Source organism: Planktothrix tepida PCC 9214 (assembly GCF_900009145.1).
Lineage (GTDB): Bacteria > Cyanobacteriota > Cyanobacteriia > Cyanobacteriales > Microcoleaceae > Planktothrix > Planktothrix tepida.
Map to the genome: position 1 here is coordinate 710952 of NZ_LN889802.1, position 24071 is coordinate 735022.

The 24071-nt window shown below is 39.4% G+C and carries 19 protein-coding genes and 1 pseudogene; 9 read left to right on the forward strand and 11 right to left on the reverse strand.

Going from position 1 to position 24071, the window contains the following annotated elements; translation table 11 throughout:
• Positions 1-116: 116 nt before the first annotated feature.
• The 3 genes and pseudogenes from cimA to PL9214_RS17555 all read left to right on the forward strand — a co-directional run.
• Positions 117-1364 (forward strand): annotated as a pseudogene (gene cimA, locus PL9214_RS17545) (citramalate synthase); the annotation flags it as partial.
• A 279-nt stretch (positions 1365-1643) separates the two neighbouring features.
• The gene (ilvB, locus tag PL9214_RS17550; RefSeq protein WP_281250334.1) at positions 1644-3527 is read left to right on the forward strand and encodes a biosynthetic-type acetolactate synthase large subunit; all 1884 of its coding nucleotides are present in this window, start codon (positions 1644-1646) and stop codon (positions 3525-3527) included.
• A gap of 188 nt (positions 3528-3715) precedes the next feature.
• Positions 3716-4318: a metal-dependent hydrolase gene (locus PL9214_RS17555; RefSeq protein WP_072720017.1), complete on the forward strand. Its 603-nt coding sequence runs from the start codon at positions 3716-3718 to the stop codon at positions 4316-4318.
• Positions 4319-4560: 242 nt separating this feature from the next.
• On the opposite strand, the gene PL9214_RS17560 is transcribed toward PL9214_RS17555, so the two are convergent.
• Positions 4561-4794, reverse strand: coding sequence for a hypothetical protein (locus tag PL9214_RS17560; protein ID WP_072720018.1), 234 nt, complete (start codon positions 4792-4794; stop codon positions 4561-4563).
• 338 nt (positions 4795-5132) lie between these two features.
• A complete protein-coding gene (locus PL9214_RS17565) occupies positions 5133-6515 on the reverse strand; it encodes a UDP-N-acetylmuramoyl-tripeptide--D-alanyl-D-alanine ligase (protein WP_072720019.1) in 1383 nt (460 codons plus the stop codon).
• Between the two features lie 958 nt (positions 6516-7473).
• On the opposite strand from PL9214_RS17565, the gene PL9214_RS17570 reads away from it, so the two are divergent.
• The 3 genes from PL9214_RS17570 (at position 7474) to PL9214_RS17580 (ending at position 10878) form a co-directional block, all read left to right on the forward strand.
• A complete protein-coding gene (locus PL9214_RS17570) occupies positions 7474-8766 on the forward strand; it encodes a Sll1247 family protein (protein WP_072720020.1) in 1293 nt (430 codons plus the stop codon).
• A 192-nt stretch (positions 8767-8958) separates the two neighbouring features.
• Positions 8959-9264, forward strand: coding sequence for an RNA-binding regulator (gene rbp, locus PL9214_RS17575; protein ID WP_072720021.1), 306 nt, complete (start codon positions 8959-8961; stop codon positions 9262-9264).
• 201 nt (positions 9265-9465) lie between these two features.
• On the forward strand, positions 9466-10878 hold the full coding sequence (locus PL9214_RS17580; RefSeq protein WP_072720022.1) for a GTP-binding protein: 1413 nt from the start codon (positions 9466-9468) through the stop codon (positions 10876-10878).
• Between the two features lie 5 nt (positions 10879-10883).
• On the opposite strand, the gene PL9214_RS17585 is transcribed toward PL9214_RS17580, so the two are convergent.
• From PL9214_RS17585 to PL9214_RS17610, 6 genes are all read right to left on the reverse strand, one after another.
• A complete protein-coding gene (locus PL9214_RS17585) occupies positions 10884-11408 on the reverse strand; it encodes a hypothetical protein (RefSeq protein ID WP_072720023.1) in 525 nt (174 codons plus the stop codon).
• A 76-nt stretch (positions 11409-11484) separates the two neighbouring features.
• Complete coding sequence (locus PL9214_RS17590) at positions 11485-12444, reverse strand: protochlorophyllide reductase (protein WP_072720024.1); 960 nt, start codon at positions 12442-12444, stop codon at positions 11485-11487.
• A gap of 306 nt (positions 12445-12750) precedes the next feature.
• The gene (locus PL9214_RS17595) at positions 12751-14784 is read right to left on the reverse strand and encodes a DICT sensory domain-containing protein (protein WP_072720025.1); all 2034 of its coding nucleotides are present in this window, start codon (positions 14782-14784) and stop codon (positions 12751-12753) included.
• A gap of 185 nt (positions 14785-14969) precedes the next feature.
• Positions 14970-17015, reverse strand: coding sequence for a DUF4912 domain-containing protein (locus PL9214_RS17600; protein ID WP_072720026.1), 2046 nt, complete (start codon positions 17013-17015; stop codon positions 14970-14972).
• 355 nt (positions 17016-17370) lie between these two features.
• Positions 17371-17682, reverse strand: a complete 312-nt coding sequence (locus tag PL9214_RS17605) for a DUF2973 domain-containing protein (protein WP_072720027.1) — start codon at positions 17680-17682, stop codon at positions 17371-17373.
• A gap of 304 nt (positions 17683-17986) precedes the next feature.
• Positions 17987-18319: a DUF2605 domain-containing protein gene (locus PL9214_RS17610; protein WP_072720028.1), complete on the reverse strand. Its 333-nt coding sequence runs from the start codon at positions 18317-18319 to the stop codon at positions 17987-17989.
• 208 nt (positions 18320-18527) lie between these two features.
• Here PL9214_RS17610 and thrS point away from each other — a divergent pair, with 208 nt between their 5' ends.
• The 3 genes from thrS to PL9214_RS17625 all read left to right on the forward strand — a co-directional run bounded on the left by thrS (position 18528) and on the right by PL9214_RS17625 (position 21079).
• Positions 18528-20357 carry a threonine--tRNA ligase gene (gene thrS / locus PL9214_RS17615; RefSeq protein ID WP_072720029.1) on the forward strand — a complete coding sequence of 610 codons (1830 nt, stop codon included), beginning with the start codon at positions 18528-18530 and terminating at the stop codon, positions 20355-20357.
• Positions 20358-20440: 83 nt separating this feature from the next.
• Complete coding sequence (locus PL9214_RS31360; protein WP_186440385.1) at positions 20441-20656, forward strand: hypothetical protein; 216 nt, start codon at positions 20441-20443, stop codon at positions 20654-20656.
• A gap of 120 nt (positions 20657-20776) precedes the next feature.
• Entirely contained in the window at positions 20777-21079 is a 303-nt protein-coding gene (locus PL9214_RS17625; protein WP_072720031.1) for a type II toxin-antitoxin system RelE/ParE family toxin, read from the forward strand.
• A 42-nt stretch (positions 21080-21121) separates the two neighbouring features.
• Here PL9214_RS17625 and PL9214_RS17630 read toward each other — a convergent pair whose 3' ends face one another.
• The 3 genes from PL9214_RS17630 to hemE all read right to left on the reverse strand — a co-directional run bounded on the left by PL9214_RS17630 (position 21122) and on the right by hemE (position 23964).
• Positions 21122-21757: a Uma2 family endonuclease gene (locus PL9214_RS17630; RefSeq protein WP_072720032.1), complete on the reverse strand. Its 636-nt coding sequence runs from the start codon at positions 21755-21757 to the stop codon at positions 21122-21124.
• 75 nt (positions 21758-21832) lie between these two features.
• Positions 21833-22786 carry an NAD-dependent epimerase/dehydratase family protein gene (locus PL9214_RS17635; protein WP_072720033.1) on the reverse strand — a complete coding sequence of 318 codons (954 nt, stop codon included), beginning with the start codon at positions 22784-22786 and terminating at the stop codon, positions 21833-21835.
• A gap of 113 nt (positions 22787-22899) precedes the next feature.
• Positions 22900-23964, reverse strand: a complete 1065-nt coding sequence (gene hemE, locus PL9214_RS17640; protein ID WP_072720034.1) for a uroporphyrinogen decarboxylase — start codon at positions 23962-23964, stop codon at positions 22900-22902.
• Between the last annotated feature and the right edge of the window lie 107 nt (positions 23965-24071).

Below are 24071 nucleotides of genomic sequence, written 5' to 3' on the forward strand. Positions count from 1 at the left end.
CGTTCACCAATGTCAACTAATTTGGGCATTTTGGGAAGAGCATTGTAACAAAAAGTTGAAAAAGCCAAGAACAGGGGGGCGGGGTATGAGGGAAGAGTGCGGGGACAAGCGGGGANGCCATGATTGAGGATACCATTAAATTTTTTCGCAGTCAAGGAAGACGGGTAATTTATGATGCAGAACATTGGTTTGATGGGTATAAAGCTAATCCAAATTATGCCCTAGAAACCTTGAAAACGGCAGCAAAAGCTGGGGCTGAATGGTTGGTTTTTTGTGATACGAATGGTGGGACATTACCCCATGAAATTACTCAAATTGTCCAAGAAGTAATTCAAGCTCTCAAAGGCTTAGAAACCCCTTTTCCTCTACAATTTGGAATTCATACTCATAACGATTCAGGAACGGCCGTTGGGAATGCGATCGCAGCCGTATTAGAAGGCGTTAATATGGTACAGGGAACTATTAATGGCTATGGCGAACGTTGTGGAAATGCCAATCTTTGTACTTTAATTCCCAATTTACAATTAAAATTAGGCTATAATTGTATTGGAGATGAAGCTATTAAAAAACTCACTGAAGTTAGTCGATTTGTCAGTGAAGTTGCCAATTTAGCCCCAGATGATCATGCGCCGTTTGTAGGATTATCTGCCTTTTCCCATAAGGGAGGAATTCATGTTTCGGCGGTACAAAAAAATCCCTTAACTTATGAACATCTTCCCCCAGAAGCAATTGGAAATCAACGGCGCATTGTCGTTTCAGATCAAGCGGGATTAAGTAATGTTTTAGCAAAAGCCAGAACCTTTGGTATTGATTTAGATCGAAATAATCCCACCAGCCGCAAAATTTTACAACAATTAAAGGATTTAGAAAATCAAGGCTATCAATTTGAAGCGGCGGAAGCGAGTTTTGATTTATTAATGCGAGAAGCATTAGGAACACGGAAAACCTTTTTTACCTTAAAAGGGTTTCAAGTCCATTGTGATAAATCTAGTGATGAAATTTGCCATGCTTTAGCAACGGTAAAAGTTACCATCAATGGTCAAGATATTTTAGAAGCCGCCGAGGGAAATGGCCCGGTGTCAGCCTTAGATGCCGCTTTAAGAAAAGCCTTGATGAATTTTTATCCGATGATTGCTGAATTCCAATTGCGGGATTATAAAGTTAGAATTCTTGATGGAGGTTCAGGAACATCCGCGAAAACTCGTGTTTTAGTCGAGTCGAGTAACGGTCAGCAACGTTGGACAACGGTAGGGGTTTCTACTAATATTATTGATGCGTCTTATCAAGCCGTTGTGGAAGGACTAGAATATGGGTTACTACTGCAACAACAGGAACAATCTGTATCCGTTGTTACGGTGAGTTAATTCATTGAAGAGATAGAAAATGGGTTTCTGGGTGAGATCTACTGAGTATAATCAAATAGTGCTGAACAGAACCCATTTTTTAGAATATTTTAATTTTCTGAAACTTAATAAAAAATATAGTTTTTATTGGATAAAGTTGCTCTAATATACAAATAGAAACATCTCTATTTAAACTGGAAATGCAAAAATATTTCGACAAGAGCGGAAATTGAATTGTTATTTTAAGATTAAGACAAATTAAACAATAGCCAGCCCTAAAATGACCCTCTTGCCCAGAAATTGAATTTCTCAGCAAAATTTTTTGAATCTCAGGAGAACAAGATGAAAACTCAGCAACAAGTATCGGGAGCCTTTGCCTTAATTGATAGCCTTAAACGTCATGGCGTTAAGCATATTTTTGGCTATCCAGGGGGGGCAAATTTACCCCTTTATGATGAAATTTATCGAGCCGAACAGGCGGGAGATTTACAACATATTCTGGTGCGCCACGAACAAGGTGCCGCCCACGCCGCCGATGGTTATGCCAGAGCAACGGGTAAAGTCGGCGTTTGTTTAGCCACCTCTGGCCCAGGAGCTACCAACCTCGTCACCGGGTTAGCAACGGCCTACTTAGACTCTGTACCGATGGTCGCCATTACCGGACAAGTCCCACGCAGTTCTTTAGGAAGTGATGCGTTTCAAGAAATTGATATTTATGGCATTACCTTACCCATTGTTAAACATTCTTATTTAGTGCGAAATCCGGCTGATATTCCTCGCATTGTAGCCGAAGCTTTTTATTTAGCAAATAGTGGCCGACCGGGGCCAATTTTAATTGATATTCCCAAGGATGTTGGTATTGCTAAAATTGATTATCAACCCGTTGAACCCGGTCAAGTGAAACTCATTGGATATCGACCCACTATTAAAGGAAACCCTCGCCAAATTCATCAAGCGTTAAAGTTAATTCAAGAAGCAGAAAAACCCATATTATATGTAGGCGGAGGTGCTATAACTAGCAGTGCCCATGCGGAAATTCACGAACTGGCTGAACGCTTTCAAATTCCGGTGACAACAACTTTAATGGGAAAAGGCGCTTTTGATGAAAATCATCCTTTATCTTTAGGAATGTTGGGAATGCACGGCACAGCTTATGCCAATTTTGCTGTAACAGAATGTGATTTATTAATTGCTTTAGGAGTAAGGTTTGATGACCGCGTGGCGGGTCAAGGCAATGACTTTGCGAAAAATGCTAAAGTGATTCATATTGATATTGATCCAGCAGAAGTTGGAAAAACCCGCACACCCGATGTTCCCATTGTTGGAGATGTGCGTCAAGTTTTAATTGATTTGTTGCGTCATGTTCATGAATTAGGCGATAGTATTAACCCCGAAAAAACACAAGCTTGGTGTCAACATTTAAGCCAATTGCGCTTAGAATATCCCTTAGAAATCCCTCACCCAGAACAAGGCATTTCCCCCCAAGAAGTGATTGTAGAAGTGTCTCGTCAAGCTCCCCATGCTTTCTATACAACGGATGTCGGACAACATCAAATGTGGTCGGCTCAATTTCTGAAAACGGGGCCGCGTCGATGGATTTCTAGTGGCGGTTTAGGCACAATGGGATATGGAATTCCGGCGGCGGTGGGTGCAAAAATGGCTTTACCCCATGAACAAGTCATTTGTATTAGTGGGGATGGAAGTTTCCAAATGAATATGCAGGAATTGGGAACCATTGCTCAATATAATATTGGGCTGAAAGCGATTATTTTAAATAATGGTTGGTTGGGAATGGTACGACAGTGGCAACATTTATTTTATGATGATCGTTATGAAGCCACAAACTTAGAAAAAGGCAGTCCCAATTTTGCAAAATTAGCCGATGTTTATAATATTCGCTCTTTGAATATTTCTCGACGGGAAGAGTTAAAAGGTGCCATTACTGAATTGTTGGCTTATGATGGCCCGATGTTATTAGATGTGCGGGTAACTCGGAATGAAGATTGTTTCCCAATGGTAGCTCCCGGTCACAGTAATGATGATATGATGGGTTTAAAACCTGCAATTGTAGAAACCAATGGTAAGGCGTTAGGGTGTCCGAGTTGCGGAACGCTAAATCCAGCAAATCATAAATGTTGTTCGGAATGTGGTTCACCATTAACACCTAATTTAGTGTTAGCTTAGATGGGAAAAACCCGGTTTCTAGCTTTTGTTCATCCAGTCAACTCAAGGCTTTTATACAGAAACCGGGTTTTGTTGCAACTTTAAAAAAAATTGTCATAATAGAGTTAGTCTAGGTTAATCTCCAAAATCAAGGAATTTTAGGATTTTCAAGATGATGGTGATCAGGATCAATTCGTCTATTAGCAATTATGCCCTCTCCTTTATTTCATGCAACGGCTGGATATTTTCTCGGCAAATATTTACCTTCCCATATCATCCCCAAATCCTATCCATTTCGCCGTTTTGATCTGAATATTTTATATCCAGTTTTTATAGCAACCTGTGCAGATTTTGATTTTATGCCCCAAATTTTAACAGGAATAGAGTTTCATCGAGGAATTTCCCATAGTTTAATCTTTACCCTGGGTTTTAGTTTAATTATCAGTTGGGTTGCCAGTAAAATTTGGAAAATATCCTATCAACAATTATTCCGATTTACCTTAATTCTTTATAGTTCCCATTTAATTTTAGATTTTTTTGCAGAAGGGCGAGGAATTAAATTGTTTTTACCCTTTTTAGATCAGTTTTTTAAATCCCCAATTCTCTTGTTTCCAGGGGTTCATTATTCCCTAGGATGGTTTCATCCCAGTCATCTTGTATCCCTTTCCTATGAATTACTATTAACTGTTGTTTTGTATCAATTGTTGACTCAATGGCAAGCCTATAAAGCTCAAAAAGCAACTTTATCTACTGTTAAAAATAATATCCATTACCATCGAAAACTCAAATCAAAGTCAATCCTTAGAAACTAATATGAAATCTCGAACAGAATGCTACAAAAGGGAACAGGGAACAGGGAACAGGGAACAGAAGGAAAAAGAAAATAGGGTATAGGGGGTGGAAAAAAGAAGTTATTAGCCATCTGATCAGTTTTTGTAGCAAACATTAAAGAATGGAATATAAATTTTTAAGATTTTATGCACTACAATTTGTAATAACTAATAACGGATAACTGATGATTAATTGTTAAGAAAGTGGTAATGTTCTTAATGGATTACATTTTGCCCTTCTGCATCACTTCCTGAAGATGGTGGCGGACTTCTTCAGCTTGTCTCATTTCTTCTTGTTGCAACTTTTCAAACAATTGAACACAAGGCTGAGAATCCATCTCTTGGGCATCTTGCATATAGGTTTTATAAATTTCAATGGCTTCTGTTTTGTTTTTCAAAACAGCCAACAAATCGTACTCCAGATCACTAATAACCTTGGCATTGTTTGTGGCAACCATACGGTTAGACTCCATGAGAGAACTTCTCACTAACCCTAACTGAAGGTTCTAGGTTCATTCATCTATCTAAAAGCGGATGATTTGTAAAGTCATGAGTTTGCAAACTCAGACAAGGTTTTTGAGCTATTTTACACCTATCCCTTGCATTTGAAGTGACCAGCTTTGATTGAATCCACTATAGGGAAAAGTTTCAGCCTTTATTGTCTTAGGCAAATAAAACTTAATATTTTCCTATCTTTCCTGAATCTCAGCTTAAGTTCAGGGCGTTCCAGAACAGATGTTCAATTTATGCGATCGCGTAGCATCGCACTGTTTTAATTCTGATTACCTATTGCCTGTTATAACAATTCTACAACTCGATTCAGTTGCACCGAATGAGACGCTTTAAATAAAATCCGATCACCTGGTTGGATAAACTCTTTTAACCGTTGTGCCATTTGTGGGTGAGCATCCGACGCTTGCAAATCCACAATTTCCACCAACGGTAAACCTCCGGCTCCGGTTGCTAAAGCATTTGCTTCTTCAAATTCGGCTAAAATAAATAATCCATCTAAATTGAGTTCCCGTGCCTTGCGCCCCACCTGTTCATGGAATTCTAGCGATCGCTCTCCTAACTCTTTCATCGTTCCCAACACAGCAATATGGCGTTTTCCCGGTGTATCCGCCAGTAACCGTAATGCAGCCAACATCGATTCCAAGCCCGCATTATAGGTTTCATCTAAAATAACAATATCTTCTCCCCATTCATAGCGTTTTGCTCGTCCATCGGGTAACTGAACCGCGATCCCTTGCAGAAACGGTGCATACAAGGTTTCTGGGGACATATCCCAACCATAAATTCCCCTCAATACAGCCAATGCTGCTAAAAAATTAGAGGCGTTATGAATACCCGGTAAAGGTAAAGGCAAATTCACTCCCTCAACTCGTAGGGTTTGGGAGTCGATTAATTCTCCTCGCAGATCTCCCCCTTCCAACCCATAGGTAATTGTGGTTCCAGACCAAACCGTTGCTGCGGTATTCATCAAACGGGGTTGATCCTGATTTAAAATCGCCACACTGGTTTTAGGCATTTCTGCTAACAGTTCACATTTCGCCTCAGCAATGGCTTGTTCTGACCCTAACAGTCCAATATGAGCGGTTCCTACATTGGTAATCAATCCAATGGTCGGTTGTGCAATCTGGGTTAATTCAGCAATTTGTCCTTTTCCTCTCATGGCCATTTCAATCACCGCAAACTCATGATCAGCCGTGAGTTGTAATAAGGTTTTAGGAACGCCAATTTCATTATTGTAGTTGGCTTGAGTTTTTAAGACTTTGCCTTGAGTTCCTAATACCGATGCAATTAACTCTTTGGTTGTGGTTTTCCCCACCGAACCTGTCACCCCGATGATCGGAATTTGGAATTGCTCTCGCCACCATCGGCCAATCTCTTGATACGCTTTTAAGGAATTGGTAACAGCTAAAAGCGGTAAATTCGGGTGAGTTTCGGCAAAATCCGGTGTAACAATTGCCGCGATCGCCCCTTGGTTAAGGGCCTGTTCTACAAAATGATGGCCATTAAATTGTTCCCCCTGTAATGCCAAAAATACTTCTCCGGGTTGAAGACTGCGGGTATCAGTTGTGATCCCAATCACGGGGGTGGAATCAGGGAAATCACAGTTAAAGGGTTCATTAATCGCTACAATTTTAGCAAGCTGGCCGATAGTGATGAGATTAGACATTCTCTGACTCTATAAATAAAATTGATTGATCATTATTGATTACCCAAAAAAAGAGTTTAAAGCCCCGTCCTGACTTGAGCAGGCTCCGGGTAGGGCTTACCCTGGGTAATCTCTCCCCTGAGGTGAACAGGCAGCGACGGGAAACCTCTCTCGCCTGAACGGCAAACCTATCTTTTAAGTGGACTCTTAGAATCCACAATCTCCGTACTAATTGTGCAGAGAGTGTCAGCCTGTTATGGTATTATAAAACATCACTGATTTTATAGCCATTTTGAGCGAAATGGAGTATGATTTCAGCCTTAATTTGGACATAATACCGGACTAATACAAAAGTCTATTTTTAATCGAAACAACTCCAAGCAGTGGTTTCTTTGCTAAGAGACTTTTGAACAAAATGTTGATATTAGTTTTGAATGGGCTATCAGGATTGCCTGTTATCGAGGACAGATTTTTCCAGGGTGCATAATCTTCAAGTCCTTCTAAGACTGAAAGCCATGAAAAACTGAATCAGCTTGATTTTCAGATCAACTTGCTTCTGTTTCGTGAGGAGGATTGAAGGCGAAAAAGTTGCAAAGTCGAATCTTATCAATGAAGTCACATCGTTTCTGTAGGCTTTTCAGTGGAATTATTGGTTTCAAAGTTTGCCTCGGTGAATTTTATTATACTCAATACTAGAACTTTCTCTTGTTCGTGTGCCACAATTCTATTGTGTCTTTTTAACTTTTAAGTTTAGGCGTTAACTTTCAGATCTGTCCATGAGGGATGGGAATTCAGACAACGGATAAACATTTTTCTGGTCATTCTTCCCAATAGGAGTTATCCCTAATCTTAAGAGGCATTGTTACCGCAAAAATCGAGGGAATTAAAATCCCTAGAATGAAGTCAAGATAGCCACTGAAGAATATGAAGGGATTTCACCAGACAAGACAACTCAAATTGAGCAGATGGGTAATCAAAAATGAACAACAATTTAGTTAATTCTTTACATCGAGCTACGGCCCTAGAGGAACAGACGATTTATGATCACTTACTCAGTCGGGTCGAAATAGATGAGCCGTATCAACTGATAGAGCGACTTAATTTATTATTTATTGAAGGATCGGGGTATCCTGATGTAGAAATCTCCAGAGCCTTAAATAAATTAGTCATCTCTAAATTAGAAGCTCAAGATTTTAATCATATTCTGAATCGCTGTTGTTATATTTTAATTAATCGTTGGCATACGTCTCCTCAACGCAAAGCCGCGATTAATAAATTAATTCAACTTTTTGATGACTCGATTCCCAAAATCCGTAAAGTTTACTCCTACTCTAAAACAGTTCGTCAATTGGGAGATTTAGTCTATGAATTTACAAAAAGTGATCAATATTTAGCTTTAAAACGCTTTGCAGCCGTTATTAATCAGCCAACTGAATTAGATTATAAAGCTCAATCTTCCGAACCTTTAAGAATATTAATTCCTCGCTATCCCTATCTTTATAAACATTGTTTATTAAGTGAGGATAGTTCTTATGAACATCAACAGATGATTCAACAAATTCAAGCGCAAAAACAACGCAAATTTGAACTCGATTTATCTCAATATGCCGCCCATCAAATTCGACTCGCCACTATCGCCCGTCGAACTTCTGTAGAAGAAGCTAAAAAATTTGCTTCCCCCATTCCTAACCCCACTCTTTTAAATAATCGAGAACTGTTTGTAGCCCTCAAACAATTTGTTGGAAAAGTAGAAGGATCACAAAGCTATCGAGATTTAGCTCAAAACTTTATTGCTCAAACTCAACCCAATCAATCTTTTCGCTCTTTTAAAGAGAGTTTGTATGAATATATCACGCCAACATCAATTGATTCATCCTACATCCGTAACCAGTTTAACGACAAATTATATAAATTATTACAAAATACCATTCCCCACAGTGATGACGAAAAATTTAGTGAGTTTCTCTTGCTGCGAACTTGTAACCAAATGTTAAATTTTCTAGTGGTTGAGAGTCCACAGAAACCCAATCATTTTGTCTTTATTGATTTGATTGCTAATGTCGGGCCTACCATGACCGTTGGGTTATTACTCAAAATTGTATTAATCTGTCGAAAAGTCAAACCTTACCTGGAAAAACGGTTTGCTATTTTATTTAATCATTACGAGTCTTGTTCCCAAGATGGAGTGCTCTGGTTAGTAAAAGTCTTAGAAAATTTGAATGTTGCCTTAAGTGCTAACTTTGGAGGAGTTGATTTATCGTTCATCCAATAAGCTTTAAAAACCCTAATTGTATTGATCGCGACTAAACTCAATTGACGATTCTATGTTATAATATGGATCGTTAATCAAATTCGGTTATGTACATTGTTTGAAGTTACAGAAATCTTAATTTGATAAGCTTCTGTAGGGACGGGTATGTTGCCGAAATTGAATTTTGTCCGAGTTTAAGGTTGGAGTTATTCCATGTCGATTTATGTCGGTAACTTAGCCTATGAGGTTACCTCTGGAGACCTAGAGCAAGTTTTTCAAGAATACGGTAAAGTCAGACGAGCCACTGTTCCTCAAGATAGAGAAACTGGGAAATCTCGTGGTTTTGGCTTTGTAGAAATGGTGAATGAAGCAGACGAAAACACTGCAATTGAGGCTCTCGATGGAGCAGAATGGATGGGGCGTCATCTGCGAGTCAACAAAGCAAGACCGCGTGAAGAGAATGAAGGCGGTGGCGGTAAGCGACAGTCACGGGGAGGCTATCGCAATAATTCTTATTAGAACAGAAATTTAATTCCATCAATTACGGGTTTTGCCAATGGTAAGACCCGTTATTAATTTGGCAAAATAGAAAGAGTAATTGACAATAACAGTCGCGCCTGGGTCGTTAGGGCATCAACTGATGCTGAAACCGCGCGCAGAGAATTTTTTTCCTACCTGTTCGGTGTTCCCTGTTCGGTGTTCCCTGCTATCTAACAAAAAATGAATCTGGATGATGAACTGAATACAACGCTGCTGAGTTTTACTGACCTGCAAGCGGAATTAAATTTACGCCACGCTCAAGATGCCTTACGCGAGATTGTTGAGCATCTGGACTTAACCCCCACAGAACGAGAGGGTTTAGAACCCGATATTGGGGGGTTGCAGAGGATGATGGATAAATTAGACCGTACCTCTGTACAAATTGCCGTTTTTGGCATGGTGGGACGGGGGAAATCTTCGGTTTTGAACGCTTTATTAGGTCAAGAGGTGTTTATTACTGGCCCCATTCATGGTGTCACTCAAACCACCCAAATGCAGGAATGGCAAGTCACTGAAAATTCTGCATCTCCCATTCCGGCGGTTTCCTATCGGATTTCTCAAATTGAACTGATTGATACTCCAGGAATTGATGAAGTTGATGGCGAAACCCGTGAACAAATTGCTCGTCAGGTGGCACAACAAGCGGATTTATTATTATTTGTGATTGCGGGAGATATTACTCAAGTTGAATATGATGCCCTTTCTCAATTGCGGGAAGCGGGAAAACCGATATTATTAGTGTTTAATAAAATTGATCAATATCCAGAAGCTGACCGACAAGCAATTTATGAAAAAATTCGCGATGAACGAGTCAAAGAATTATTATCTCCTAATGAAATTGTAATGGCAGCCGCTTCTCCTTTAGTGGCGAAAGCGATTCGTCGTCCTGATGGAAGTTTAAGTGCTCAATTAACGAGGGGAGAACCTCAAATTGAAGAATTAAAGCTAAAAATTTTAGAGGTTTTGGATCGGGAAGGGAAATCTTTAGTCGCTTTAAATACAATGTTATATGCGGGAGATGTGAATGAAAAATTAGTGCAGCGAAAAATGGAAATTCGGGAACAAAGTGCTAACCGAGTGATTTGGAATGGAGTGATGACAAAATCCATTGCGATCGCCTTAAATCCCCTGATGATGATTGATTTATTAAGTGGGGCGATGATTGATGTGGTTCTCATTTTAACCTTATCTAAACTCTATGGAATTTCCATGACTCAACAAGGTGCAGTTGAATTATTACAAAAAATTGCCTTAAGTATGGGAGGAATTACAGCCAGTGAATTGGTAGCAAATTTTGGCTTAAGTTCGTTAAAAAGTGTATTGGGATTAACCGCACCCGTAACCGGGGGATTATCCTTAGTTCCCTATTTATCCGTCGCCATTCCCCAAGCTGCGATCGCAGGAGTCTCTTGTTATGCCATTGGACAGGTAACAAAAGCTTATTTAGCTAATGGTGCATCCTGGGGAGAAGAAGGGCCGAAAGCTGTTGTTCAACATATTTTAGAAACCTTAGATGAAACTTCTATTTTGAATCGAATTAAAGAAGAATTATGGAGCAAAATTAATGTTAAAAACAGAACTTTAGAACGTTAATTTTTTTAGGTGTTATTTTTAATTGATCTGTTAAACCTTTTTAGCTTTAGATATTTTTGGAAATCCTCTCCTGCTTCCCTAATATCTGCATCTTCATGCTTTAAAGCTCGTTTAACTAGCCTTTCAGTGAGGTGATCGTCAATATTAATATACAGTTCTAACAACCGTCTATATTCTTCATCCGCACCATCAGCTAACACCTCTTCAGCACCATTTTCAATATTGTTTAACAACCAACTTTTCGGTAGAGAAAGAATAACTTCTCGGCAGAGTTCAATATCCGAATGAGAAACACTAGCTAAAGCCACCAAATCATTGAATAAATGCTGACGTTCTGGTAAAGTAAGGTAAAAAAGCAATCGCAATGCAGTCCCTCTTTCTCTAGGATTTTGTAATGCTTTTTGCAGCATTTCTACTCTGTCTGTACAACTGTTCAGAAAGGCTTGACGGCTTTGGATATAATCCCATTCTCTAGTGACAACTAATTGCCACAAATCTATATTCTGAGAAGTTTGTTGTTGACTGAACATAACCTCTATTAGATATTTCTCAACTAAGCGGATTGTTAACTATCTACTAAGAACAGCTAACAATCCAACTCAGGTTTTAATACGCTAATCCCACTAATTTAGCGCTTAAATCCCACATTTTTTGAGCTTTTTGATCATCACTGGCTTGGGGAGAGACTTTCTGCACAAAAGATTTGCGATCTTTCTTTTGTCGATTTCCCCAACTCCAATAGACTCCCGACTGTTTATATTCAGGATCAGCGACAACCATGGCTACGCGATCGCCCGATAATTCTTCGGTAACAAATCCCCCAGTAATGTATTTTTGAAAGATGGGGAAAATCTTCTGAAATAGGGGATAATGGTTGCGGAATAAAGCCGTTGTTGCTACACAACCCGGATACAAAGAAGTAAACGTAATTCCGGTAGACTCATGATAACGGCGATGTAATTCTCGCATCGTTAAAACATTACAAACCTTACTATCTTTATAAGCTTTAACAGGTTCAAATTTTTTACCATCAATCATTGTGATCGGATCTTTGAAACCTTGTTCAAACCCTTCAAGATTTCCTAAATCGGGGCGGGGAGGAATTTTCCCTCCTAACTCATCAGGGTTGTGGGTAACAGTTCCTAAAATCACCATTCTGCGATCAGGATAGGAAGAGCGTTTCATGTCCTCTAACATGACATTGCAGAGGTAGAAATGTCCTAAATGGTTGGTGGCTACGGTTAATTCATACCCCTCTGGACTCCATAAAGGCTCTTTAATTAAAGGCATATAAATCGCCGCATTGCAGACTAACGCATCCAGGGAACGACCCAAAGACCGGAAATCCGCAACAAACTGTTTTACACTGGCTAAAGATCCTAAATCTATGGGAAGAATTTTATAGCTGTCGGGGGACATTCCCAGAGATTGAGCAGCCTGTTCAGCTTTAGCTAAATCCCGACACGCCATAACCACATACCAACCCTTTTGGGCTAAGGCTCTAGCGGCTTGCAAACCAACGCCCGAAGACGCTCCCGTAATTACAACTGTTGCTTGATTTGCCATAGGATTTTAACTCAATTGACCATCGTTGACTCTTTCTAGGATCTCATGTTTTATCACACTGATTGACACTCCCCTACCTAAAGGCGAGGGGATTCTTCATTCATAGACTCAACCGCTGCGTATTGAGTTGTTTTCCCTTGTGCCTTGAACTCCAAAATCATCATTTGACGTGGAACCTCTAAGCCAAATAGTCTAACATAAAAAAGCCGCCCTATAAGGACGGGGCTTGTACCCATTTTTTGGGGTCACTATTGTAGCGAGTCCTTCAGGACTCAGAGTGATTCGATTGTGTTAAATGAATGGCTATCAATCATTGTTTTCAATATAAGGAATGGTGAAATGGAACTGACTTCCTTGATTTTTCCCAGGGGAATCTGCCCAAATTTCCCCTCCCCAACCATTAACAATTTGTTTGCCGATCGCTAATCCTAAGCCTGTTCCACCCACACTACGACGTAGAGAACCTTCTTCTTGATAAAAACGCTCAAATACCGCGTCTAGTCGATTCGGTTCGATTCCCCGTCCCGTGTCGGAAATTGTGACTTCGACCATTTGATCGCTATTACATTGAGCACTAATCGTGACTTTCCCATCAGGATTTGTAAATTTACAGGCATTATCTAATAGTTTAGACAGTAATTCTACTAACCATTCGCCATCGGCTTGAACTAAAGGTAAATCTGAGGGAACTTGGGTTTCAATTCTTGGGACTTCATGGGCTACATGATGGGTACGAATGCCGCTAATGGCTAAATCAATACATTCTTTCAATCGTAATGATTCAGGATTCCAATCCACTCGACCGCTTTCTAAATGGGATAATTTTAAGAAATCTTGAACTAACTTTCTTAAGCGTTCAGCATCCTCTAAAGCTGTATCTAACATCACTTTTCGCATTTCCACAGGCATATCCGGCTCTTGATTTAAGGTTTCTAAACACACTAAAATCGTCGATAAAGGTGTTCTTAATTCATGTCCGGTAATGGCAATTAAATTGCTGCGGGTGCGTTCTAAAGCTTCTAATTGTTGATTTAAGTCTTCTAAATTGGCGTAGGTTTCTGCTTGAATAATCGCGGCTCCTAATTGCGTTGCGATCGCATCTACCATCGATAAATCATCTTCTTGCCATAAAGAACGATTACAATTACATTGGTGCAGTTCCACCATGCCTAAAAGTTGACCCTGGTATAAAATTGGAATCATTAACCAGCCTTTAATTTGCCATTTTTGAGCAATCTTTGTTAAAGCTTCTTCGGACTTTGTTAAAACTAATAGCGTTTTTTCGGCAGCTTCATTAGCTTGATTGATTTTGGTAAAATTATTTTTATTGATGTCATTAATATAAATTCGTTCTTGCCCTTTAACAACTTCTTGAAATAAAGGATTTTCTCGCAAAATCCAGGTTTTTCCTATCAGAGAAATCATATTATTACATAAATATTCATTTGAAATTTTAACGGAATTATCTGTTGCTTTGCAGCGATAAATTAAACAACGACAAGCTCCCATTGCTTCCCCTAATTCTTGGGTTGCCACTTTGATCACTTCTTGAGGATTCAAAGATTGCCGAATAGTAGCGGTAATCGAATTAACTAAACGTTCCTTTCGTTCTTTAGCGGCTAAGGAACGATAGACCCGTAACAGTTTATGTTGACCCGCTTGTAAATAAGTCACTAAACGATAAGCAAAGGGATCATTAAGAGAAGAACAATCTTGAGAAATCGAATTAGATTTGCTCCGAGTTGTTGTTTTTTTGCCTTTTCGAGTTCCTAAACGAATCCCAAAACTACTAAACCCTTGTTCTACCTTTTCTGTTAATTCAGGGCGGTAATGTAAAATGCGTTCAAACAGCAATTCTGCAACTTTAATACAGACTTGACGATCTGATGTCCAAATCCCTTCAAAGGGACGAGCTTGATCCATTAATAACTGTTCTGGCATCTGGGAATTTTGAACTAAATCTTCTCGTTCAATACAGACTAAACAGGTTGAATAATATTGTCCTAAAACCAATAAATTCCATTCTTGACGCAGTTGATCTTCTGGGTTAAACGCCACTGTTTCATGATGGTCAGAAGAGTTTGTAAAGGCTGTTTCTGAAGCCGCCATCACATAGACTTGGGGTGTGATTTCAGAAATTCTGCGGTAACGGTGAGCTTCTTGACGATAAAATCGTTCCTGTTGAAAGGTCGCAATTACCAGAGGTTGGTCAGATCCCGCCAAAACTTGATCCTCCATCGCATGAGATAGAGCCGTTAAAGAGGATTTAAAATAAATTTGGGGCTTTAAACTGGGCAGGAACTGCACCAATTCTGTTAGTACCGAGGTCGAGATACTCATCTAGGGTGTCTTCGTTCAGTAAAATTGGGATGAACGGCTTGTCTTGACTTTGATGCTGATGGAGTTAGATTTACCCATTTTAGTAGCAAGTTTAGCAGGTTTAGCATTCCTCCCCGTCTTTAATAGAAAAAATTAGCTGTCAGCTTCCGCTAACAGCTTGTTCAATGTCCCAAATGATGAGAGTTTTAGAGTCTAAACTGGGTTTTTCCTCTGAGGTCTTTGTTCCAAGGAACATTAATGAATTGATCATTTTCCCAGTCCGTTGGATAAATGGGGGGAATGCGAATATGATTAGAGCGAACCAGGACTAACCAACGTCCATCTCTCGTCAGATAACCCAATTCCGCAATATAATCGCGATCGCTCATGGAAATGGGAACATACCATTCTCGTGTTATTTCATCACATTCATATTCTTGCATGGACAAGGGTGGCTGAGTGTCCATATCAATAGCAGTAACATCATAAACCCGCAGCAGCAGATAAATTCCGCCTTGCTGACGTAAATATTCTTTATGTTCGTTGGGAACATCCCAATAAGCATAAGCCCAATTGGGGTCACGGGGAAGCAGGAAAATCTGACTCTGACCATAACCATCGGGTAATGCTGGGAGTCCTTGGTCTACATCCGCAAGGGAGGGTTCAAATGTAATCTCTTTTCCGAGGTTAAATTTAGTGGCTGCTACATCCGCTTCTGAACGAACATCTTGATGGGCTACTCCTAATTCTATTTCTTCGGGTTCAGTTTTTGCGAGTTCAGAAACCGATAATTCTGGTTCTATTAACTCCTCATCAACCGTTGCAATTGTTGGAGATTCTTCCTCAATATCCGGTTCTACAATAGCGGGTTCTGTTGCAATATTAGGTTCTGTTTCTAATATTGGGGAAACCGATAATTCCGGTTTGATTAAATCCTCATCAACCGTTGCAATTGTTGGAAGTTCTTCCTCAATATCTGATTCTACAATATCTGATTCTGTTGCAATATTAGGTTCTGTTTCTAATATTGGGGAAACCGATAATTCCGGTTTGATTAAATCCTCATCAACCGTTGCAATTGTTGGAGGTTCTTCCTCAATATCCGATTCTACAATAGCTGGTTCAGTGGGGATATCAGACTCAGTTTCTACTATTTCAAAAACTGATAATTCTGGTTCTATTAACTCCTCATCAACCGTTGCAATTATTGGAGGTTCTTCCTCAATATCCGATTCTACAATAGTAGATTCAGTGGGGATATTCGGTTCAGTTTCTACTATTTCAAAAACTGATAATTCTGGTTCTATTAATTCCTCACCAACCGTTGCAATTATTGAAGGTTCTTCCTCAATATCCGATTCTACAATAGCAGGTTCTGTTGGGATATTGGGTTCTGTTTCTAATATTGGGGAAACCAAGAGTTCCGACTCTGTTAGTTTCTCAATGGGTGCTTTTGTCGTCAAAAATTCTGCGATTACGGCTTCAGCTTCACTCTCATCAATTTCTGCAATTAATACCGCTTCTGCAACTTGCTGAATTGCCCTATCTTCCATAGAAGCAAATTCTTTTTCAGTCTGATTATGTTTTTTAAGAACAGTACGAGGAGTAGAAACAGAAGAAACAATAGGAGAAAAGGAGGTTTTCAGGGATTCTGTTGTAGACTCGTTTAACTCCATTCCTCCCACTAATACTGGACTAGAAGGAGTCTGATGTTGCTTCCTAGAAATATCAGATTCTGTAGATAATACAGGAGTAATAGACTCCTTAGATTGTTTATCCCCAGACTTAGAACGTTGAGTTTTAAATTGTAACCCCAGCCAAAATCCTAAAACCGGAATCATCGGTAGTAACCACCATAACCAACTTGGGATTTCTCCTTCCGTTGCAGGAACCGTTGCTTGCTGCACTTGGGAAGATTGGCTAACGACACTATTCTTTTTTGTTCTAGGTGGAAGTGGAGACGAATCAAGCTGGCTCAACAGGATGGGTTGTTGAGAACTCAGGGCTACCTCAGATTTTGACATAGGTTTCAGCTTGACATCCCATTCATCCTGACTACTCAAGGGTTGTCGCTCAATATTAAGCTTCCTAACTTGTTTTGAGGATAGCAAGGACGACTCTGAAAGCGTAGTAGAATCCGCTACACTGGTATTAGAAGGCCATCGAGAGGCTGCCCAGGCAACGGGACTTGTCGCTATTGATAACAATAACGTTAAGGTCACTATCGATGTATCTTTTTTATTTAACAACATAGATAGAATCGCAAGCTGATAATCCCTAATTTAACTAAAAATTATAGTTGAATAACAATATTTAAGCTTAATCGATCAGAAAATTGAAGCATCGCAAGGTATATGCCCAGGGGAACTAGAGGCGAACAGGTGAAAGTTGTCTATTCCCTTCTAAATTTTAACCGATTAGAAGTCACTTTCATCCCATTGCCTGATTAAAAAATCCCCCCTTGATTTTCATTCCATTAATAGGGGGAATTAAATTGTGTAAAAATAGATTGTTTTTCCAGGCTAACAATGATAAGTTTTTGTAAAATTTTCACGATTTATAATCAATTGTCAACCCTATTCTTAATTCTAAAGTTCTTTATTTTTTCTAATCTTCATCCCGAATATCATCGATTGAACCCGGAGAAGATTTATATAAATTATCTAATTGATTTCGAGCATCTTGAACCGACAAGGAACGCATGACTAACAACGGTTCATTAATTAAATTTCCGGCTTCATCCAGCAGTTCTGGATGGAGAATTTTTTGCATCCGTCCTGAGTTCATTGACCCGCCATAATTGCGAGAATCTGGAAGCTTTTGGGATTCCATTCCTACGGTTAAAAGACTATGAATTAAATTACGAACAGCCAGAAACGCTATAACGGTAAAAGCCAGAATGTAAACTAAGTGTAGCATTGTTATCTCCTTAAGGGTAGGGGGTTTTCGGTTAATCGAACACCATTTTTATGTCAGAAAGGATTTTTATCTTAAAGGTTTAGCCGGAGTCCGTTGAGAAGTTCCTGTCCCTAATTTTGACATATTCTAGCCAGGAGTCAAACCTTTTTATTGAACTAGAATAATCAATGTTCTACTGAGGATAGAGCTTAAGGGGAGAAACTTCTGTAAACTATTTATCGGATTGATTCGGATTAATTCACCGAAAATAAAAATTGCATTTGTCCCAATCAAACTTGTTTTTCCTGGTATTCAGCCTTTAAACTTAATTTTTAGCTGGGTTAGCCTGTTCGATGCGAAATCGCGTGGCAACTTGCCAACATTCTGTTAAAAGTTGATGCCAAGGTATTAATACTGCCATTTCAATTCCAACTTGTCCCCCCGTTGCCTGAAACAACGTTTTAGCAACTCTCACCTCTCGTTGCACTTCTGTAACCCGGTACAGGAGGTCAGACTGTTGTGACGGAGTTAAAAAGGACATCTCTTCAGTTTCTAAAAGATGCTGTGACCGTTGAAACCAGTATTCCAAATCCTCCAGCAACGGTTCTAATATCGCTTTGAGGAGGTCTGATTCTTCGGGCAAGTTGGGACTGATCATGGATTGTTTGATGAAGACTTGACTTAAAACAATATTAACACTCTTTACAATTCTTAATATTTTTCTTAACGAAAGTTTTAGGAGTTATGTGGAACAGGCATCTTGCCTGTTCAATTTCAGTCATCGGTCAACCGTCAACCGTCAACAACTCCTATCTTCTGTACAATTGAATCAAGAAACTTTTATTGTAGAGTTGTAATCTTAATCGATGTCTATAGCAGAGTCCGATGGTTCTCAAGAGCCATTAGAGAAAAAAGTCCATTTGCCAAAAACCAGTGAATCTGAAGCCTTAAAGCGGATTCGCCATACTGCTTCCCACGTTATGGCAATGGCAGTACAAAAACTGTTTCCCAAGGCACAAGTTACCATTGGCCCTTGGATTGAAAATGGGTTTTATTATGACTTTGATAGTCCTGAACCCTTTACTGAGAAGGATTTGAAAGCCATTCACAAAGAAATGGTTAAGATTATCAAGCGTAAACTTCCGGTAATTCGAGAAGAAGTCAGTCGGGAAGACGCCCAAGCACGAATTCAGAAACTTGGAGAACCTTATAAACTGGAAATCCTCGAAGGCTTACAGGAACCCATTACCTTATATCATTTAGGAGATCAATGGTGGGATTTGTGTGCAGGGCCCCACGTTGAAAATACCTCTGAGATTGACCATAATGCCATTGAACTTGAAAGTGTAGCCGGGGCTTATTGGCGAGGAGATGAAACCAAAGCTCAACTGCAACGGATTTATGGGACAGCGTGGGAAACTCCCGAACAATTAGCGGAATATAAACGCCGGAAGGAAGAAGCCCTCCGACGTGACCATCGCCGCTTAGGAAAAGAGTTAGGATTATTTATTTTTTCTGATTTAGTCGGGCCAGGATTACCCTTATGGACACCGAAAGGAACTTTATTACGTAGTACCTTAGAGGATTTCCTCAAACAAGAACAAATCAAGCGGGGTTATTTGGGTGTCACGACTCCCCATATTGGTCGAGTCGATTTATTTAAAACATCGGGACATTGGCAGAAGTATAAAGAAGATATGTTTCCGATGATGGCTGAGGACAGCGAAGCGGAGGAAAAGGAACAAGGGTTTGTCCTTAAACCGATGAACTGTCCTTTTCATATCCAAATCTATAAGAGTGAATTACGTTCCTATCGAGAACTTCCCATGCGGTTAGCGGAGTTTGGGACAGTCTATCGTTATGAACAATCAGGAGAATTAGGGGGGTTAACTCGTGTTCGAGGGTTTACCGTCGATGACTCCCATTTATTCGTCACTCCTGAACAGTTGGAAGATGAATTTATCAAAGTTGTGGATTTGATTCTCTCTGTATTTAGAAGTCTACAACTCAAGAACTTTAAAGCGAGATTAAGTTTCCGTGACCCGAATTCTGACAAATATATCGGGTCGGATGAGGTTTGGGATAAATCCGAATCAGCCATTCGTCGGGCGGTGGAAACCTTGGGAATGAACTATTTTGAGGGAATTGGAGAAGCTGCATTTTATGGCCCCAAATTAGACTTTATTTTCCAAGATGCCTTAGACCGGGAATGGCAGTTGGGAACAGTTCAGGTGGACTACAATTTACCCGAACGTTTTGACTTAGAATATGTAGCCGAAGATGGCAGTCGTCAACGTCCGGTGATGATACACCGTGCGCCCTTTGGCTCTCTGGAACGATTAGTGGGAATATTAATAGAGGAATATGCCGGGGATTTCCCGTTATGGTTAGCCCCAGTCCAGTTCCGGCTCTTACCCGTCAGTCAAGATTTCTTACCCTTTGCCCAAGAAATTGCCCTGAAATTACGGTCTGTTGGCGTTCGTGCCGAAGCGGATGCCAGTAATGAACGCTTAGGGAAATTAATTCGCAATGCTGAGAAGGATAAAATTCCGGTCATGGCCGTTGTCGGGGCTAAGGAAGTTGAGTCCAATTGCTTGAATATTAGAACTCGTGCTAATGGAGAATTAGGCGCTATTCCTGTTGAAGATGTGATGACACGGATGCAACAGGCTATTTCTAATTACAGCAATTTCTGAATCTGATCAAGATGCAGAGCGAGAACCAGACCTAGAAATCTGATATTATCGGTCTGGCATGACTATACGCTGGATTTGAAATCATGACTGAAGCATTCGACCTTCTGGGGACAATTCCCATCAGGAAATATAATTTATGTTTTATTGTAGCCCCCTCATCCCTTGATGAAGTCGGGGTTAACCGCTTATTTCGGGTGCTTCAGTTATTGAAAACTATAATAACTATAAAAAAAACCCAAAAAGATTATGAGTACAACCAAAAAGGAAGTAGAATCTTTGTTGAAGAACCTACCGGATGATTGTTCTCTGGAAGATGTGCAATACCATCTTTATGTAATCGAAAAAGTCCGTCATGGGCTTACGATTCACGAAACGACCAGGAATCTCATACAAGAGGAAGCAGAAGGTTTATTAAGTAAATGGGTTATCAAGTAGTTTGGTCGCCTCAAGCCATTGATGATATTGATGCAATTGCTGCTTACATTGCACGAGATTCAATTTCTTATGCGGCGGCGGTTGTCCAAAGAATCATTGAAGTTACACGGAACTTGAGATTATCTCCTGAAGCGGGAATTATTGTTCAAGAATTTGGCGACGAAACCATCCGTGAACAATTTGCTTACACCTACCGAATCATTTATCAAATCCAAGACGACATTGTTACCATTGCCGCCGTGATTCACGGTAAAACGTTATTAAAATTTGAATTGAGTCAGCAGTAAATTCATCTTTTTCCCCCCGTAGAGACGTGCCATGGCGCGTCTTTACTCATTTAAGGTTTGACGGAATGATTTTGCTGCAATTAAAGGATTAGGATGTTGTACAAATTCCGCTAATACGGTTAAATTGAGAGAGGGAAGCAGTTCACTATTTTTGATTAATTCATAGCCTGATGTTTGCTGAAATTGTTCTATAGTTTCAGACCGAAAATGATAAACTTGAAACTGATTATTTTGCCAAAACCACACTTCACGGACTCCCAATCTTTGATAAACTTCTAAGCGATTAATTCCACCACTGGTAATGATAACTTCTATCGCTAAATCAGGAATTTCTTTATTGCTTCCAATACAATAACTTTCATCCGGTTCAGTTCCACCTCTTTGTTCTGGGTTCCGCAAGGTCATGGAACCTGTGGGATAATATTCGGTATTTGTTTCTAAAAAATAAATGAGTAATAAATCCCCAATTCGGGTTTTAATACTTTCATGATTGCGACTGGGTGACATAACTTCTAAAATTCCATCTAAATAGGTCAAGCGAAACTCCAAACTATCTTGTAATTGAGTTAATAACCTTTCATAATATTGCCAAGTCACCTTATCTGTGATGTAACGAACCTCGGAACCTTGTAAATTTTCTTCAGGATTAAGTAATGTTTCGAGTTTACTAGCTAACATTGTTAAATCTCCTTTTTATAAAATTATATCCGATTTTTTCATTGATTTTTGCACGAATAGTCCATCCGAACCCACCTAATTTTTAATTTGACTTAATTTTAAAACATCCGTAAAGGTTGCACAATAGCCGGGTAAATCATACACCGCAGGATGAACAGGATTTTGATAGGTAAAATGGCGATAATCGAGGCAAAATCTATCCCAGTCTGCCATTTGTATTTTAAATAGCCAGATAAAAAAGTTTGCTAATCTCGGTGATAAATTCAAGCGGAAATAAATGGGTTTCTGATAATATTGACAAGCGGTTTCTACAGCTTGATTTAAGGTTATTTCTGGATTTCCTAAAACAAATTGTTCTGTTTCCTGGGAAATAGGAGGATGATTCACTAAATAATATACCACTGTTGCAATATCAGCAGCATGAATAAAATGAAAACTCGCATCGGCTTGAAACCATCGAATTAAATTAATCCATTTAACCACATCAGAAATACCTCCTGATAAATGGGAATAGGGTTTATTATCCTCTCCTCCTAATACTAAAGTCGGAAATAATACCCTTAACGGAGGAATCTGAGGCGTTATTTTGAGTAATTCCTGTAAACATTCATATTTAGTTCTAATATAATCCGTGCCAATTTCGCCTGCTTCGGGTAATAAATTATTATTTTGATCTAAAATACTAGCCGTTGAAAAATATAATATTTGTTCACAAATTTTAGGATTTAATAATTTTACTAATTCTAAATTAGCTTTAACATTAATCTCTAAAACCTCTTGATATCCCCCCCAAGCTGTAGCAATTAAAATCGCTATATTAATAGTAGATAATAAATCTTTAAATTGATTGATGTCTCTTAAATTACCTTGAAGAATATGAATATCGGGACGATACTTATAATTAAAACCTAATTTATCAGGATTTCTAACTAATAAAAATAATTCATGTTCGGTATTTTGAATTAATTTCTCTACAATATAATGACCAATACAACCACTCGCACCTGTAATAAAAATTCGTTTTTTCATAAAACGTAGTGATGATTTCAGTAATCAACGATTCTTTTCCCTTAGTTTGTCCTTTTTTTTACGGGTAGGGGCGGGGTTTTCCCGCCCTTGATACGCGGAAAAAAACAACAAATTTAGGCGTGAACGCTTAATAATTGATCCGCTTGTTTTGCTGTTTCAAAGAAATAAGCAACGTTTTCTTCGGGGGTATTTTGAAGTACACCATGCCCTAAATTGAGGATATGACCTCGATTTCCCGCTTTTTTAATAGTATCTAAAATGCGATCACGAATCATGTCTTTTGAGCCGAATAAAATACAAGGATCAAGATTTCCTTGAACCCCAATATTTTGACCCAAACGTTGACGTGCATCCGCCATATCAACCATCCAGTCAACGCTGACAAAATCAAACCCGGTTTTAGCAATTCGTTCTAATAATCCCGAACTCCCACTAATATAAAGAATTAAAGGCGTATCAGGATGAGTTTGTTTGACTTGATCAACTACTCGTTTTTGATAAGGAAGGGCAAAAACTTCATAATCTTGGGGGCTTAATTGACCCGCCCAAGAATCAAACATTTGAATCACTTGCGCGCCAGAATCAATTTGATAACGCACATAAACAGCGATCGCATCTGCAACTTTTTCTAAGAATTTATGCAAAATTGCAGGTTCAGAAAATGCCATTTTTTTAATTACAGCATAATCTTTAGAACTTTTACCTTCAATAGCATAAGCCGCTAACGTCCAAGGCGCACCTACAAACCCTAAAACAGCAGCTTGATTTCCCACTTCCCGCCGTAACGTTTGCAGAATTTCCCGAATAAAAGGTAAGCTTTCTTCCGGTTCAATAGGATGCAGTTTTTCAACTTGTTCTAAACTGCGAATGGGCGGATCAATAATAGGCCCTTTGCTTTCGATAATATCGAAATTAATGCCAATTCCAGGTAGAGGCGTTAAAATATCAGAAAACAAAATCACGCCATCCGGTTGAAAGGCGCGGAAGGGTTGCAGGGAAATTTCAACGGCGATATCTGTTTTTTCAGAGCGTTCCCGGAAGGAAGGGTATTTTTCCCGTAGATCACGATATGCTTTCATATAGCGACCCGCCTGTCGCATCATCCACACGGGGGGACGATCCAGTTTTTCACCACGAGCAGCACGCAACAGATAGGGAATTTGGGTCGGTTCGGTCATTTTAACGTTACTAAAAGTTTAAAAAAGTTTTTAGGCCAATCCTTAGCTTACCACTGAAGGGGATTGACCGTTGACTGTTAACGCTTAACTGTATTCTTCCCCTCCTT